Genomic DNA, 13,471 nt, shown 5'->3' with positions numbered 1-13,471 from the left:
GAATCAAGCATCCAGTAGTGCGCGGGTAATGCCCTGCAGTTTACGGGTGAGCGCACCCGCCGACCAGCTCATCCCGGCACAGCCAAGCACTGGCCAGACGCCATAGACACTGTTGCAGACAAAGACTTCATCAGCCTGTTGCAGTTGATCGAGACTGATATCCCCGACTTGCGCGGGGATGCCCAATGACTCGGCCTGAAACAGTATTTCAGCGCGCATCACCCCGGCCACGCCGCAGCGCCCCAGGTCAGCCGTCAGCAGCCGCCCCTGGCTGACCAGGAACAGGTTGCTGAACACGCCTTCGATAACTCGCCCAGAGGTATCTCGCATCAAGCCTTCGGCATGCTCGGTATCACGCCACTCGGCACGAGCCAGAACCTGCTCCAGACGATTGAGGTGCTTGAGGCCGGCCAGCAGCGGCTGCTCGGCCAGGCGCGTGGTACAGGGAAACAGACGAATGCCTTGCTCGGCATGGGCCGGGGGATACACCGGCAATGCGGAGCCCTGGAGAATCCGCCGTGCAGCGGTTGCAGGATCGGCGGCATAGCCGCGCTGGCTGTCGCCCCGGGTCAGGATCAGCTTGAGCACACCCTCCCCCAAAGCCGCCGCATAAGCCTGCAGCTCACTGCGGATCAGGGCTTGATCCGCCGTCAGCGCCAGGCGACGGCATCCTTCGGCCAAACGCTGCAGATGCCGCTCCAGCAACTGCGGGCGCCCGGATTTGACGGCAATGGTCTCGAACAGACCATCACCGTAAGCCAGGCCGCGGTCCTTGAGCGACAGTGCGTCAGCCGGCTGACCGTCGACCCAGCTGTGCATCACTCGGAGAACCGGCGGAACACCAAGGAGCCGTTGGTGCCACCAAAACCGAAGGAGTTGGACAGCACTACGTCGATGTCCATGCTGCGCGCGGTGTGCGGCACGAAATCGAGATCGCAGCCTTCATCCGGCTCATCCAGGTTGATGGTGGGCGGCGCGGCCTGGCTGTTGATTGCCAGCACACTGAAGATCGCCTCGATCGCCCCCGCGGCACCCAGCAGGTGACCCGTCATGGACTTGGTGGAACTGACCGCCAGCTTGTAGGCGTGATCGCCGAACACGCTCTTGATCGCTTCGGCCTCGGCCAGGTCGCCGGCCGGGGTCGAAGTGCCATGGGCGTTGATGTACTGCACCTGGTCCACGTTGAGCTTGGCGTCGCGCAGGGCATTGGCGATGCAGCGCGCAGCACCGGCACCATCGGCGGGAGGCGACGTCATGTGATAGGCGTCACCGCTCATGCCGAAGCCGATCAGCTCCGCATAGATGGTGGCCCCACGAGCCTTGGCGTGCTCCAGCTCTTCCAGAACCAGGGCGCCGGCGCCGTCGGACAGGACGAAGCCATCACGCCCCTTGTCCCAGGGACGGCTGGCGCGGGTCGGCTCGTCGTTGCGGGTCGACAGTGCACGGGACGCGCCGAAGCCGCCCATGCCCAGGCCACAGGCAGCCATTTCAGCACCGCCGGCGATCATCACGTCGGCTTCGCCGTAGGCGATGTTGCGCGCAGCCATGCCGATGCAGTGGGTACCGGTGGTGCACGCAGTGGAAATGGCGTAGTTCGGCCCCTGGGCGCCCAAGTGGATGGACAGGAAACCGGAAATCATGTTGATGATCGAGCCAGGCACGAAGAACGGAGAAATCCGTCGTGGGCCGGAATCGTGCAGGATGCGGCTGGTTTCCTCGATATTGGTCAAACCGCCAATACCCGAGCCCATGGCCACGCCGATGCGTTCACGGTTGGCATCGGTGACTTCCAGACCGGCGTTGCGTACCGCCTGGAAACCGGCTGCCAGGCCGTATTGAATGAACAGGTCGAGTTTGCGGGCCTCTTTGACCGACAGGTATTCCTCGACATTGAAGCCCTTTACCGAGCCGCCAAAACGGGTGGAATAGGCAGAAAGGTCGGTGTGTTCGATCAGACCGATGCCACTTTGGCCAGCCAGAATGCCCTGCCAGCTGCTTGGCACATCCGTACCCAGTGGCGACAACATACCCATACCGGTGACTACGACGCGTCTACGCGACACAGCACTCTCCTTTTTCTAATGACGACACTTTGTATCAGGCCTAAAGAAAAAACCGCACGCCGTAACGGCAGTGCGGTTTTTCCATGACAGCAAAAGACGACTACAAACGATTAAGCCTGGTGGCTGGTAACGTAGTCGATAGCTGCTTGAACGGTAGTGATCTTTTCAGCTTCTTCGTCAGGGATTTCGGTCTCGAATTCCTCTTCCAGAGCCATCACCAGCTCAACGGTGTCAAGGGAGTCGGCACCCAGGTCTTCAACGAAGGAAGCGGTGTTAACAACTTCTTCTTCTTTAACGCCCAGTTGCTCAGCAACGATTTTCTTGACGCGCTCTTCGATGGTGCTCATACCTTGTTTTCACTCCTAATGGACAAATTCAGGCAGCTGGCCAGTGGGTAAGTGTATAGAAAGGCTTTTCAGCTTTTCAACTGAAAGCTTTGTCCCTCAAACCCTTTGGCCATCTGCCTATAAATTGATTGCAGCTTTATAACGGATTTTAGACAGCTCGTATGACATTTTTTTGAAGCAATCCGTCACATTTGACTCACATATACATCCCGCCGTTGACCGGGATTGTAGCCCCAGTAACGTATGCCGCACCGTCGGATGCCAGAAAAGCGACCACTTGCGCGATCTCTTGAGCCTGGCCCAGACGACCCAGCGGAATTTGCGTCAGCAGTGCTTCACGCTGCGCTTCCGGCAGTTCGCGGGTCATATCGGTGTCGATAAAACCTGGAGCAACCGAGTTCACCGTGATCGACCGCGAACCCACTTCACGGGCCAGGGCACGGCTGAAACCTTCGAGACCGGCCTTGGCGGCCGCGTAGTTTACTTGGCCTGCGTTGCCCATGGCACCCACAACCGAGCCAATACTGATAATTCGGCCCCAACGAGCCTTGGTCATGCCACGCAGAACGCCCTTGGACAGGCGATACAGGCTGTTCAGGTTGGTATCGACCACGTCGTACCATTCGTCATCTTTCATGCGCATCATCAGGTTGTCGCGAGTGATGCCGGCGTTGTTCACCAGGATCGCCGGCGCACCGAACTGCTCGGCGATGCTGGCCAGGACTGCAGCCACGGACTCGTCACTGGTAACGTTCAGCTCAAGGCCGGTGCCCTGGATGCCATTTTCCTTGAGGGTGGCAGCAATGCGCTCGGCACCCGAAGCGGACGTGGCGGTACCCACCACGGTGGCGCCCATACGCCCCAGCTCAAGCGCGATGGCCTGGCCGATACCACGGCTGGCGCCGGTCACCAGTGCAACTTTACCTTGCAGACTCATGCAAGCTTCTCCTAGTTCAGGCCAACGCTGCACGGGCGGCAGCGAAAGCATCTGGGGTGTTCAGGTTAGAGGTCGACACGCCTTCGGCGCAGCGCTTGTTGAGGCCGGCCAGGACCTTGCCCGGGCCGCACTCGACCAGCTCGGTGGCGCCATTGGCTGCCAGAGTCTGGACCGACTCGACCCAACGCACCGGCTTGTACAACTGCTCCAGCAGGTCGCGCTTGAGGGTGTCCAGGTCGGCGGCCACAGCGGCACTGACGTTCTGTACCAATGGAATCTGCGGCGCCTGCCAGTTGATCGCAGCGATCGACTCGGCAAAGCGCTCGGCGGCCGGGCGCATCAGCTCACAGTGGGAAGGCACGCTGACCGGCAGCGGCATGGCGCGCTTGGCGCCCCGCGCCTTGCAGCCCTCGATGGCGCGATCCACAGCCGCCTTGGCCCCGGCGATCACCACCTGGCCAGGGGAGTTGTAGTTCACGGCGCTGACCACCTCGCCCTGCGCGGCTTCAGCACAGGCGGCGACCACATCGGCATCTTCCAGGCCGAGAATTGCAGCCATGCCGCCCTGCCCTGCCGGCACGGCTTCCTGCATCAACTGGCCACGACGCTCGACCAGCTTGGCCGCTTCACCCAGAGTCAGGCTGCCAGCGGCGACCAGGGCACTGTATTCACCCAGGCTGTGACCGGCGACGAAAGCCGGGCGCGCGCCACCTTCGGCCAGCCATACACGCCACAGGGCGATGGACGCGGTGAGGATGGCCGGCTGGGTCTTGTCGGTTTGATTGAGCAGCTCTGCAGGACCTTCCTGGGTCAGAGCCCAGAGGTCGTAGCCCAGAGCATCGGAGGCTTCTTTGAACGTATCGAGGATCAGTGGGTACTGCGCGCCCAGCTCGGCCAACATGCCGAGGGACTGCGAGCCCTGTCCTGGAAAGACGAATGCGAGGGATGCAGACATGTAACAAGCCCCTAATGATCTTGTCGTCGGAGAATTGACGTCACACCGTGGTGGACGCAAGAAACTGACAGTTGGATGGCCAATTGAACTGAGCGGTCACATTTAAGCACTCCACAGGGAAAACGCCTAAAGCAACAAGTCTTCAAGACGCCCATGCAAGCGGCGCGGCAGGTCTTCCTGGATCTCGATCAACGCCCGCTGAATGGCACTCTGGAAACCTTGAACGCCTGCAGAACCATGGCTCTTCACCACGATCCCCTGCAAGCCGAGGAAACTCGCACCGTTGTGCCGCGCCGGCGCCAGATCCGCCTGCAACCTGCGCATCAGCGGCAAGGCCAGCGCCCCAACAGCCCGGGACAGCAGATTCTGCCTGAACAAGGCTTCTATACGAGCGGCGATCATGGTCGCCAGCCCCTCGCTGGACTTGAGCAGGATGTTGCCGACAAAACCGTCGCACACCACCACGTCCGCCTCGCCCCGATACAACCCATCGCCCTCGACGAAACCGATGTAGTTGAGGCCGCGGGCCTGCTGCAGCAAGCTCGCCGCCAGCTTGACCTGCTGGTTGCCCTTGATGTCCTCGGTGCCGATATTCAGCAAGGCCACCCGCGGCCGCACGATGCCCAGGGTTTCCGCCGCAACCGAGCCCATGATGGCGAACTGCAACAGGTGCTCGGCACTGCAATCGACGTTGGCTCCCAGATCCAGCAATTGGCAATAGCCACGCTGAGTCGGGATGGCAGCCACCATCGCCGGCCGATCGATTCCGGGCAGGGTTTTCAGCACATAACGCGACAGCGCCATCAGCGCACCGGTATTACCGGCACTGACGCAGGCCTGGACCTTCTCATCGCGCAACAGCTCAAGGGCCACCCGCATCGAAGAGTCCGGCTTGCCCCGCAGGGCCTGGGAAGGCTTTTCGTCCATGGTGATCACCTCGCTTGCAGGGGTAATCGTCAGGCGCGCGCGATCCACAGCCGTTTGACCGGAAATCAGTTCTTCAAGAAGGGAGGGTTGACCAACCAGGGTCAGGTGCAGCGAGGGGGTAGCAGACAGACAAGCAATACTCGCCTGAACAATGCTGCGGGGACCGAAGTCCCCGCCCATTGCGTCAATCGCGATGACTTGAGCGGACAAGGATTACTCGTCAGCGCCCTTGTCGATCACTTTACGACCACGGTATACGCCTTCTGGCGATACGTGGTGACGCAGGTGAACTTCACCGGTGGTCTTTTCTACGGACAGGGTGCTAGCCTCGAGAGCATCGTGGGAACGACGCATGTCACGGGCAGAGCGGGATTTTTTGTTCTGCTGAACAGCCATAATTGATTAACTCCTAAACGTTTGGGTCACGCTTTAACTGCGCCAATACACTGAACGGGTTGGACCGCGTTACCTCGTCCTCGCTCGGTTCGGGCTCATCGAGCCCCGCCGGCTGCTGGCATTCTTCCGGATGATGAGCAGGCACGATTGGCAAGGCAAGCAAAAGCTCTTCCTCGACCAACGCCTGCAGATCCAAAGGATCTTCGCCCAGTTCCAGCACGTCATAACCTTTCGGCAACGACTGGGTATTCGCACCCTCCTTCACCACAGCGTAACTGCACTCACTGTGGATCGGCAGGGTGACCAGCTCAAGACAACGCTGGCAAACCATTTTGACTTCGACGTCGATGGAGCTGTGGATAACTACAGCTTTACGCTCGTCACGCTCGAAAACGAATTTAGCCTGCACCGTACCGACATTGTCGGAAAGCGGGTCGCAGAGTCTCTCCAAATCGGCCAGCAGCAGTTCACCTTGAAGGGTGGTGCCACGGTCAGCCAATTTGCGCGGGTCAACGTGAGGTGGAATCGGGTCATTCAACATAGGCGCAGCATTATAGGGATGCCCCAGGCCATGTCAAAGGAAATTCAGCCCTGTCCGTCACTTGCAAGCCTCGCTAGAATTCCCGGCCTGCCTCAGGAGACGCACATGCTGCCTTTATTACTCGCCTCAAGCTCGGCCTACCGCCGGGAATTGCTGTCCCGCCTGCGCCTGCCCTTCACCTGCAGCTCTCCTGACATCGACGAAAGCCATCGTCCCGGAGAGCCTGCCACGGCCCTGGTGAAACGCCTGGCCGAGGAAAAGGCCCGCGCCCTGGCAAGCAGCCATCCAGCACACCTGATCATCGGTTCCGACCAGGTCGCGGTGCTCGGCGAGCGCATCATCGGCAAACCCCATACCTTCGAAAAAGCCCGCCAGCAACTGCTGGACGCCAGCGGCGCCAGTGTGACCTTCCTCACCGGCCTGGCCCTGCTCAACAGCCAGACCGGCCACTGCCAGGTCGACTGCGTCCCGTTCACGGTCAACATGCGCACCCTGGACAGCACCCGCATCGAACGCTACCTGCACGCCGAACAGCCCTATGATTGCGCCGGCAGCTTCAAGGCCGAAGGCCTGGGGGTCAGCCTGTTCCAGAGCACCGCCGGCAGCGACGCCACCAGCCTTATAGGCCTGCCACTGATCCGCCTCGTGGACATGCTGCTGACCGAGGGCGTAGAGACACCCTGAGCCGCCATAAAAAAGCCGGCACTCAAGCCGGCTTTTTATTGAGCAACACCCGATCAGCGCAAGGTTGGGCCCTGAAAGCCCATCCACATGGCAATCTGCTCTGCCACGCTGGCACCGAGCTTCTTCGAGAAGCGATCAAATGGCGATTCCTGGACGGTAAAGTCCACCACCTCTTTCTCGCCAATCACATCCCGCGCCACCGAACTGGTATTGCCCAGGCCATCGATCAACCCCAATTGCAGCGCCTGCTCGCCCGACCACACCAGGCCGGAGAACAGCTCCGGATGCTCCTTGTCCTTCAGGCGATCGCCACGGCCCTGCTTGACGCTGGCAATGAACTGGCGATGAGTGGTGTCCAGCACGCCCTGCCAGAACTGGGTCTCTTCAGGCTTTTGCGGCTGGAACGGATCCAGGAACGACTTGTGCTCGCCCGAGGTATAGGTGCGACGCTCAACCCCCAGCTTCTCCATGGTACCGACAAAGCCGTAGCCGGCCGCCGTCACACCAATGGAACCCACCAGGCTCGCCTTGTCGGCATAAATCTCGTCAGCAGCGCTGGCGATGTAGTAAGCACCCGACGCCCCGAGATCCGAGATCACCGCGTAGACCTTGGTGTCCTTGTGCAAAGCCCGCAGACGACGGATCTCGTCATAGACGTAGCCGGACTGCACCGGGCTGCCGCCAGGGCTGTTGATACGCAGCACAATACCCTTGACCTTGGGATCATCGAACGCAGTACGCAGGCTGCCGACAATATTGTCAGCACTGGCCGATTCCTTGTCGGCAATCACCCCCGTGACATCGATCACCGCGGTGTAGCTACCGCCACGAGTGGCATTCTTTTCCATGGTCATCAGCGGCGTGAACAACGCCAGCGCCGCGAACAGATAAACAAAGGTCAACAGCTTGAAGAAAATGCCCCAGCGCCGCGAGCGACGCTGTTCCTGGACACTGGCCAACAGCGTCTTCTCCAGCAGTTTCCAGCTTTTATCATCACCACCTTCAGCGCCCGCCTTGCTCGGCGCCTTCCATTCGTCGGTCATGCCTGCTACCCCAGCAAAAACTTAATCGGCACCCTGGCTCAGCCAGGCGTGCAATTGAGGAAAACGGTCGATGGACAAGCGCGGCTCGAATGCCTGCAAGGCCTCGATGGACTGAGCACCGTAGCTCACGGCCACCGAATCCATTCCGGCATTGCGCGCCATCAACAGATCAAAGGACGAATCGCCAACCATCAAAGCCTGCCGCGGCCCAACCCCGCAATGAGCAAGGATTTCCTCCAGCATCAACGGATGAGGCTTGCTGGCGGTTTCGTCGGCCGCCCGGGTGATATCGAAATACCCTTCCCAACCATGGGCCTTCAACACTCGATCCAGCCCTCGCCGGGCCTTGCCGGTGGCGACAGCCAGCTGATATCCCTCATCCCGAAAGGCGTCGAGAGACTGCACCACACCAGCAAACAGAGGCGAAGGCTCGGCCTCGAGGGCAATGTAGTGATCCGCATAATGCTGACGAAAGGCTACCAACTGCCCATCATCTATTTCCGGATACAGTGTGCGAATCGCCTCTGGCAATCCCAGACCGATAATGCCCTTGACGGCGTAGTCATCGCGGCGAGGAAAGCCGGAACGATCAGCAGATGCGTGCATCGACTCGACAATCCGACCAATGGAATCGGCCAGAGTGCCGTCCCAGTCGAAGATCAGCAGTTTGTAATCAGGGTGCACTCAGGCGCTCCACGGTCTTGGCCCACATCTCATCCACCGGGGCCTGCAATTTCAGCTCGCCGCCATCGGGCAGCGGCACCGTCAACATATAGGCATGGAGAAACAGGCGCTTGCCGCCCAGCTCACGGATCTCGCGAGTGAAATCGTCATCGCCGTACTTGCTGTCACCGGCAATGCAGTGCCCGGCATGCAGGGTGTGCACACGAATCTGGTGAGTACGCCCGGTCACCGGCTTGGCCTCGACCATGGTGGCGAAATCACCGAAGCGGCGCAGCACCTTGAACACGGTCAAGGCCTCCTTGCCCTCTTCGTTGACCTCCACCATGCGCTCGCCGGAGCGCAGGTTGCTCTTGAGCAGCGGCGCACGCACCTGCTTCACCGCCGTGGCCCAATGGCCACGGACCAGCGCCATGTAGCGCTTGTCCACCCCATCGCCCCGCAGCGCGGCATGCAGATGACGCAGCATGCTGCGTTTTTTCGCGATCATCAGCAGGCCGGAGGTGTCCCGATCGAGGCGATGCACCAGCTCCAGCTCCTTGGCGTCCGGGCGCAACTGACGAAAGGCTTCGATCACCCCGAAATTCAAGCCGCTGCCGCCATGCACGGCAATCCCGGCAGGCTTGTTGATCACAATCAGGGCCTTGTCTTCGAAGACGATCGAGGCTTCCAGGCGCTGCAGCAACCCTTGAGCCAGCGGCACCGGCTCGTCGCGCTCGGGCACCCGCACGGGAGGCACGCGCACCACATCACCCGCTTGCAGCTTGTACTCGGGCTTGATCCGCCCCTTGTTCACTCGCACTTCGCCTTTACGCAAAATACGGTAAATCAAGGTCTTGGGCACGCCTTTGAGCCGGGCGAGAAGGAAGTTATCAATACGTTGGCCGGCATATTCCGGCGAGACCTCAAGCAATTGAACGCCTGGAGTCGAGGGGGCAGTAGTCGTCATGGCGCGAATGATAACAATTTTTTATGGATTTGAAGCACTTAATGATTGCTGCTATAGTCGCGAACGCCGCCAAAAGCGGCTGGGCAGAGGAACAGCGGCAAACAGCCGGCCCTGACCAACGCAATTCATAAGGACGCAAGGCCGTCCTACGCAGTTTTCACTATCTAACGGAAGAGTTCGGCGTTGTAACAAGCGCAGGTGACATGAGGCCTGAAGCCCGTAGAAAGCAGAGTGACTACTCGCCTTTTACGCAGCGATTAACGGCCAGTTCACAAAGTGCAGTCAGCGACAAACGATCCCGAGCGAAAGTTGCGGAAACAACGCCTTTAGCCATGATGCGTGACCTCCCCTTTCGGAGTTCACGGTAAATGCCAACCCGCTGCGGATTCTGCGCGCGGCAGCACCCGAATTATCAGGGATACGTGTAGGGTGGAGATGCACAACCGTCGGACTGTGTAGCATTAGGCTTTATCAAGACGCTTCATCTCGTCCACAGTCGCCGGTTGATTCCTCCTCCTGACAGACTTTTGCTTAAGCGGTGCCTTAGTCACCACAGCAAGCAGGACGCGTAAGTCGCGACTTCGTTCTTAGTTACCCGGACGAACCTCGCTAGACACTCGAGTGGTCAACCACTCCTGACGCACCTGACACCGACCGTGAGAAGTCGTGTGTGCCGAACGCCGTTTCCGGCAGCCCGGAAACCGACGGTACTACATGAAAAGAATGCTGATTAACGCAACTCAACCCGAAGAGTTGCGTGTTGCTCTGGTAGACGGCCAGCGCCTCTACGACCTGGACATCGAGTCCGGAGCCCGCGAGCAGAAAAAGGCCAACATCTATAAAGGCCGCATCACTCGCATCGAACCAAGCCTCGAGGCTGCCTTTGTCGATTTCGGCTCTGAGCGCCACGGCTTCCTGCCCCTCAAAGAAATCTCCCGCGAATACTTCAAGAAAGCCCCCGAAGGCCGCGTCAACATCAAGGACGTCCTGAGCGAAGGCCAGGAAGTCATCGTCCAGGTCGAGAAAGAAGAGCGTGGCAACAAGGGCGCCGCCCTGACCACCTTCATCAGCCTCGCCGGCCGTTACCTGGTACTGATGCCGAACAACCCGCGTGCCGGCGGTATCTCCCGCCGCATCGAAGGCGAAGAGCGCAACGAACTGCGTGAAGCGCTGAACGGCCTGGTGGCACCAGCCGACATGGGCCTGATCGTGCGCACTGCCGGCCTGGGCCGCAGCAGCGAAGAGATGCAGTGGGACCTCGACTACCTGCTGCAACTCTGGACCGCCATCAAGGAAGCGTCCCTGGATCGTTCCGCGCCATTCCTGATCTACCAGGAAAGCAACGTGATCATCCGTGCGATCCGCGACTACCTGCGCCAGGACATCGGCGAAGTGCTGATCGACAGCGTTGAAGCCCAGGACGAAGCCCTGACCTTCATCCGCCAGGTGATGCCGCAGTACGCCAGCAAGATCAAGCTGTACGAAGACAGCGTGCCGCTGTTCAACCGTTTCCAGATCGAAAGCCAGATCGAGACCGCTTTCCAGCGCGTGGTCGAACTGCCTTCCGGCGGCTCCATCGTCATCGATCCGACCGAAGCCCTGGTGTCCATCGACATCAACTCGGCCCGCGCCACCAAAGGCAGCGACATCGAAGAAACCGCCCTGCAGACCAACCTGGAAGCAGCGGAAGAAATCGCTCGCCAACTGCGCCTGCGTGACATCGGCGGCCTGATCGTCATCGACTTCATCGACATGACCCCGGCCAAGAACCAGCGTGCCGTGGAAGAAAAAGTCCGCGAATGCCTGGAAGCCGACCGCGCCCGCGTGCAGATCGGCCGCATCTCGCGCTTCGGCCTGCTGGAAATGTCCCGTCAGCGCCTGCGTCCATCCCTGGGCGAAAGCAGCGGCATCGTCTGCCCGCGCTGCAACGGCACCGGCATCATCCGTGACGTCGAGTCGCTGTCCCTGGCGATCCTGCGCCTGATCGAAGAAGAAGCCCTGAAAGACCGCACCGCCGAAGTGCGCGCCCAAGTGCCGATTCCGGTCGCCGCTTTCCTGCTCAACGAAAAACGCAACTCGATCACCAAGATCGAACTGCGCACCCGCGCCCGCATCGTCATCCTGCCGAACGATCACCTCGAAACGCCACACTTCGAAGTTCAGCGCCTGCGTGATGACAGCCCGGAAGCCAACACCAACCAGTCCAGCTACGAAATCGCAGCGGCCGCCGCCGAAGCCGAAGAAGTCCAGCCAACCGCCGCCACCCGCACCCTGGTTCGCCAGGAAGCGGCAGTGAAGACTGCCCCGGCCCGCGCCAATGCTCCGGTTCCGACCGAAGTCGTCGCTGCCCCTGTAGCTGCACCGGCTCCAGTGGCCGAACCAAGCCTGTTCAAAGGCCTGGTGAAGTCCCTGGTCAGCCTGTTCGCTACCAAGGAAGAGCCAGCCGCACCGGTCGTGGTCGAGAAGCCAGTGACCGAGCGCCCTGCTCGCAGCAACGAAGAACAGCGTCGCAATGGCCGCCAGCAGAGCCGCAACCGTAACGGTCGCCGCGATGAAGAGCGCAAGCCGCGCGAAGAACGTGCTCCGCGAGAAGAACGCGCACCACGGGAAGAGCGTCAGCCACGCGAAGTTCGCGAAGCCCGTGAAGAAGTTCAAGCGGTAGCCCGCGAAGAACGCGCACCCCGTGCACCGCGCGAAGAACGCCAGCCACGCGCCCCGCGTGAAGAGCGCAAGCCACGTGGCGAGCGTGAAGAACGCGTGCGTGAACTGCGTGAGCCTCTGGACGCCGCTCCAGCTGCAGCCGCTGCTACCGCCGCCGTTGTTGCCGAAGAACGTCCGGCGCGCCAGCCTCGCGAAGAGCGCCAGCCACGTGCGCCACGTGAAGAGCGCCAACCACGTGCCGAACAGGCTCAAGCCGCTGCCGCCAGCGAAGAAGAAGCGCTGCCGAACGAAGAGCAACTGCAGGAAGACGGCCAGGACAACGCCGAAGGCGAACGCCCACGTCGTCGCTCCCGCGGCCAGCGTCGTCGCAGCAACCGTCGCGAGCGTCAACGTGATGCCAACGGCAATGTGATCGAAGGCTCGGAAGAAAACGCCGAAGAGCCAAGCAGCGCCGATCTGGCTGCCGGCCTTGCGGTAACTGCCGCGGTTGCCAGCACCGCCATCAGCGCCAACGCTGAAGCCGAAGCTCACCAGCAAGCCGAACGTGCGACTGCCGCTGTAGAAGACAAGGCTCCGGAAGCCCCAGTGGTTGAAGCCACCACGCCGGTAGAAGCCCCAGTGGTTCCTGCAGTGGAAGTGGCTCCAGTGGCTGAAGTGCAGGCTCAGGTTGAAGTGGCTGCCGAACCGGCCGTGGTTGTCGAAGCCCAGCCTGTGGTTGCCGAACAACCGGCAGCAGAACCTGTAGCCCAGGCGCCAGTGGTTGAAGAAAAGGCCATCGAGCCGGTTCAGGAAGCCCCTGCGCCAGCCCCGGTTGCCGAGCTAGCAGTGGTGGTTGAAGAGCCTGTAGCGGCCCAGCAGCCTGCCCAGGTTGAAGAGCCGGCTCCGGTTGCAGCACCGGTGGTGGCCGAAGAGCCCGCACCCGCTGTCGAAGCTGAAGCCGCGCCGGTCAGCACCCTGACCAGCAATGGCCGTGCACCGAACGACCCACGCGAAGTGCGTCGCCGCAAGCGTGAAGCCGAGCGCCTGCAGAAGGAAGCCGAGCTGGCTGCCGCTGCTGCTCCGGCTGAAGCCGTGGTGACCGCCGAGCCTGCTCCGGTAGAAGCGCCAGAGGTGGTCGAGGCCGCCCCTGCGCCAGCCGAAGAGACTGCACCGGCACCAGTGGCCGAACCTGCAGTGGAAGAAGCGGCCCCTGTGGCCGAGCAAGCACCGCGCGCTGTCGAGCACGCTGCGCATGCCGAGGAAGAACAGCACGAGCCTAAACCTCTCGTCTGATTCCAGCAGCCCATG

13 protein-coding genes are annotated in these 13,471 nt (G+C 61.0%); 2 read left to right on the top strand and 11 right to left on the bottom strand.

Annotated elements, in window-relative coordinates; all coding sequences use genetic code 11:
- Positions 1-3 precede the first annotated feature (3 nt).
- The 8 genes from pabC to F6S12_RS02640 all read right to left on the bottom strand — a co-directional run bounded on the left by pabC (position 4) and on the right by F6S12_RS02640 (position 6,166).
- Entirely contained in the window at positions 4-819 is an 816-nt protein-coding gene (gene pabC, locus F6S12_RS02675; RefSeq protein ID WP_161466656.1) for an aminodeoxychorismate lyase, read from the bottom strand.
- Complete coding sequence (gene fabF / locus F6S12_RS02670; RefSeq protein ID WP_011060119.1) at positions 819-2,063, bottom strand: beta-ketoacyl-ACP synthase II; 1,245 nt, start codon at positions 2,061-2,063, stop codon at positions 819-821. Before fabF ends, pabC begins: the two co-directional genes overlap by 1 nt.
- A 110-nt stretch (positions 2,064-2,173) precedes the next feature.
- Positions 2,174-2,410: an acyl carrier protein gene (acpP, locus tag F6S12_RS02665; RefSeq protein ID WP_003175607.1), complete on the bottom strand. Its 237-nt coding sequence runs from the start codon at positions 2,408-2,410 to the stop codon at positions 2,174-2,176.
- Positions 2,411-2,606: 196 nt separating this feature from the next.
- The gene (gene fabG, locus F6S12_RS02660) at positions 2,607-3,347 is read right to left on the bottom strand and encodes a 3-oxoacyl-ACP reductase FabG (protein WP_015634709.1); all 741 of its coding nucleotides are present in this window, start codon (positions 3,345-3,347) and stop codon (positions 2,607-2,609) included.
- A gap of 16 nt (positions 3,348-3,363) precedes the next feature.
- A complete protein-coding gene (gene fabD, locus F6S12_RS02655; RefSeq protein ID WP_011060117.1) occupies positions 3,364-4,302 on the bottom strand; it encodes an ACP S-malonyltransferase in 939 nt (312 codons plus the stop codon).
- Between the two features lie 126 nt (positions 4,303-4,428).
- On the bottom strand, positions 4,429-5,439 hold the full coding sequence (gene plsX, locus F6S12_RS02650) for a phosphate acyltransferase PlsX (protein ID WP_072451636.1): 1,011 nt from the start codon (positions 5,437-5,439) through the stop codon (positions 4,429-4,431).
- Between the two features lie 3 nt (positions 5,440-5,442).
- Entirely contained in the window at positions 5,443-5,625 is a 183-nt protein-coding gene (gene rpmF / locus F6S12_RS02645) for a 50S ribosomal protein L32 (RefSeq protein WP_003179396.1), read from the bottom strand.
- 13 nt (positions 5,626-5,638) lie between these two features.
- Positions 5,639-6,166, bottom strand: coding sequence for a YceD family protein (locus F6S12_RS02640; protein ID WP_011060115.1), 528 nt, complete (start codon positions 6,164-6,166; stop codon positions 5,639-5,641).
- Between the two features lie 105 nt (positions 6,167-6,271).
- On the opposite strand from F6S12_RS02640, the gene F6S12_RS02635 reads away from it, so the two are divergent.
- Positions 6,272-6,850 carry a Maf family protein gene (locus F6S12_RS02635; RefSeq protein ID WP_053157011.1) on the top strand — a complete coding sequence of 193 codons (579 nt, stop codon included), beginning with the start codon at positions 6,272-6,274 and terminating at the stop codon, positions 6,848-6,850.
- 53 nt (positions 6,851-6,903) lie between these two features.
- Here F6S12_RS02635 and sppA read toward each other — a convergent pair whose 3' ends face one another.
- The 3 genes from sppA to rluC are packed head-to-tail and all read right to left on the bottom strand — an operon-like array spanning position 6,904 to position 9,523.
- A complete protein-coding gene (gene sppA / locus F6S12_RS02630; protein ID WP_011060113.1) occupies positions 6,904-7,893 on the bottom strand; it encodes a signal peptide peptidase SppA in 990 nt (329 codons plus the stop codon).
- Positions 7,894-7,914: 21 nt separating this feature from the next.
- Positions 7,915-8,577 carry an HAD-IA family hydrolase gene (locus F6S12_RS02625; protein WP_047284721.1) on the bottom strand — a complete coding sequence of 221 codons (663 nt, stop codon included), beginning with the start codon at positions 8,575-8,577 and terminating at the stop codon, positions 7,915-7,917.
- Entirely contained in the window at positions 8,567-9,523 is a 957-nt protein-coding gene (gene rluC / locus F6S12_RS02620; protein ID WP_011060111.1) for a 23S rRNA pseudouridine(955/2504/2580) synthase RluC, read from the bottom strand. The genes F6S12_RS02625 and rluC overlap by 11 nt, the downstream gene beginning before the upstream one ends.
- A 714-nt stretch (positions 9,524-10,237) precedes the next feature.
- On the opposite strand from rluC, the gene rne reads away from it, so the two are divergent.
- A complete protein-coding gene (gene rne / locus F6S12_RS02615) occupies positions 10,238-13,456 on the top strand; it encodes a ribonuclease E (RefSeq protein ID WP_315868694.1) in 3,219 nt (1,072 codons plus the stop codon).
- The last annotated feature ends 15 nt before the right edge of the window (positions 13,457-13,471 follow it).

The organism is Pseudomonas sp. JV245A (assembly GCF_032424515.1).
Taxonomy (GTDB): domain Bacteria; phylum Pseudomonadota; class Gammaproteobacteria; order Pseudomonadales; family Pseudomonadaceae; genus Aquipseudomonas; species Aquipseudomonas protegens.
This window is presented reverse-complemented; position numbering and strand designations above follow the sequence as displayed.

Coding starts and splice junctions, on each gene's coding strand:
- pabC (WP_161466656.1), bottom strand. CDS start 819: ATGCACAGCTGGGTCGACGGTCAGCCGGCTGACGCACTGTCGCTCAAG.
- acpP (WP_003175607.1), bottom strand. CDS start 2,410: ATGAGCACCATCGAAGAGCGCGTCAAGAAAATCGTTGCTGAGCAACTG.
- fabG (WP_015634709.1), bottom strand. CDS start 3,347: ATGAGTCTGCAAGGTAAAGTTGCACTGGTGACCGGCGCCAGCCGTGGT.
- fabD (WP_011060117.1), bottom strand. CDS start 4,302: ATGTCTGCATCCCTCGCATTCGTCTTTCCAGGACAGGGCTCGCAGTCC.
- rpmF (WP_003179396.1), bottom strand. CDS start 5,625: ATGGCTGTTCAGCAGAACAAAAAATCCCGCTCTGCCCGTGACATGCGT.
- F6S12_RS02640 (WP_011060115.1), bottom strand. CDS start 6,166: ATGTTGAATGACCCGATTCCACCTCACGTTGACCCGCGCAAATTGGCT.
- F6S12_RS02635 (WP_053157011.1), top strand. CDS start 6,272: ATGCTGCCTTTATTACTCGCCTCAAGCTCGGCCTACCGCCGGGAATTG.
- sppA (WP_011060113.1), bottom strand. CDS start 7,893: ATGACCGACGAATGGAAGGCGCCGAGCAAGGCGGGCGCTGAAGGTGGT.
- rluC (WP_011060111.1), bottom strand. CDS start 9,523: ATGACGACTACTGCCCCCTCGACTCCAGGCGTTCAATTGCTTGAGGTC.
- rne (WP_315868694.1), top strand. CDS start 10,238: ATGAAAAGAATGCTGATTAACGCAACTCAACCCGAAGAGTTGCGTGTT.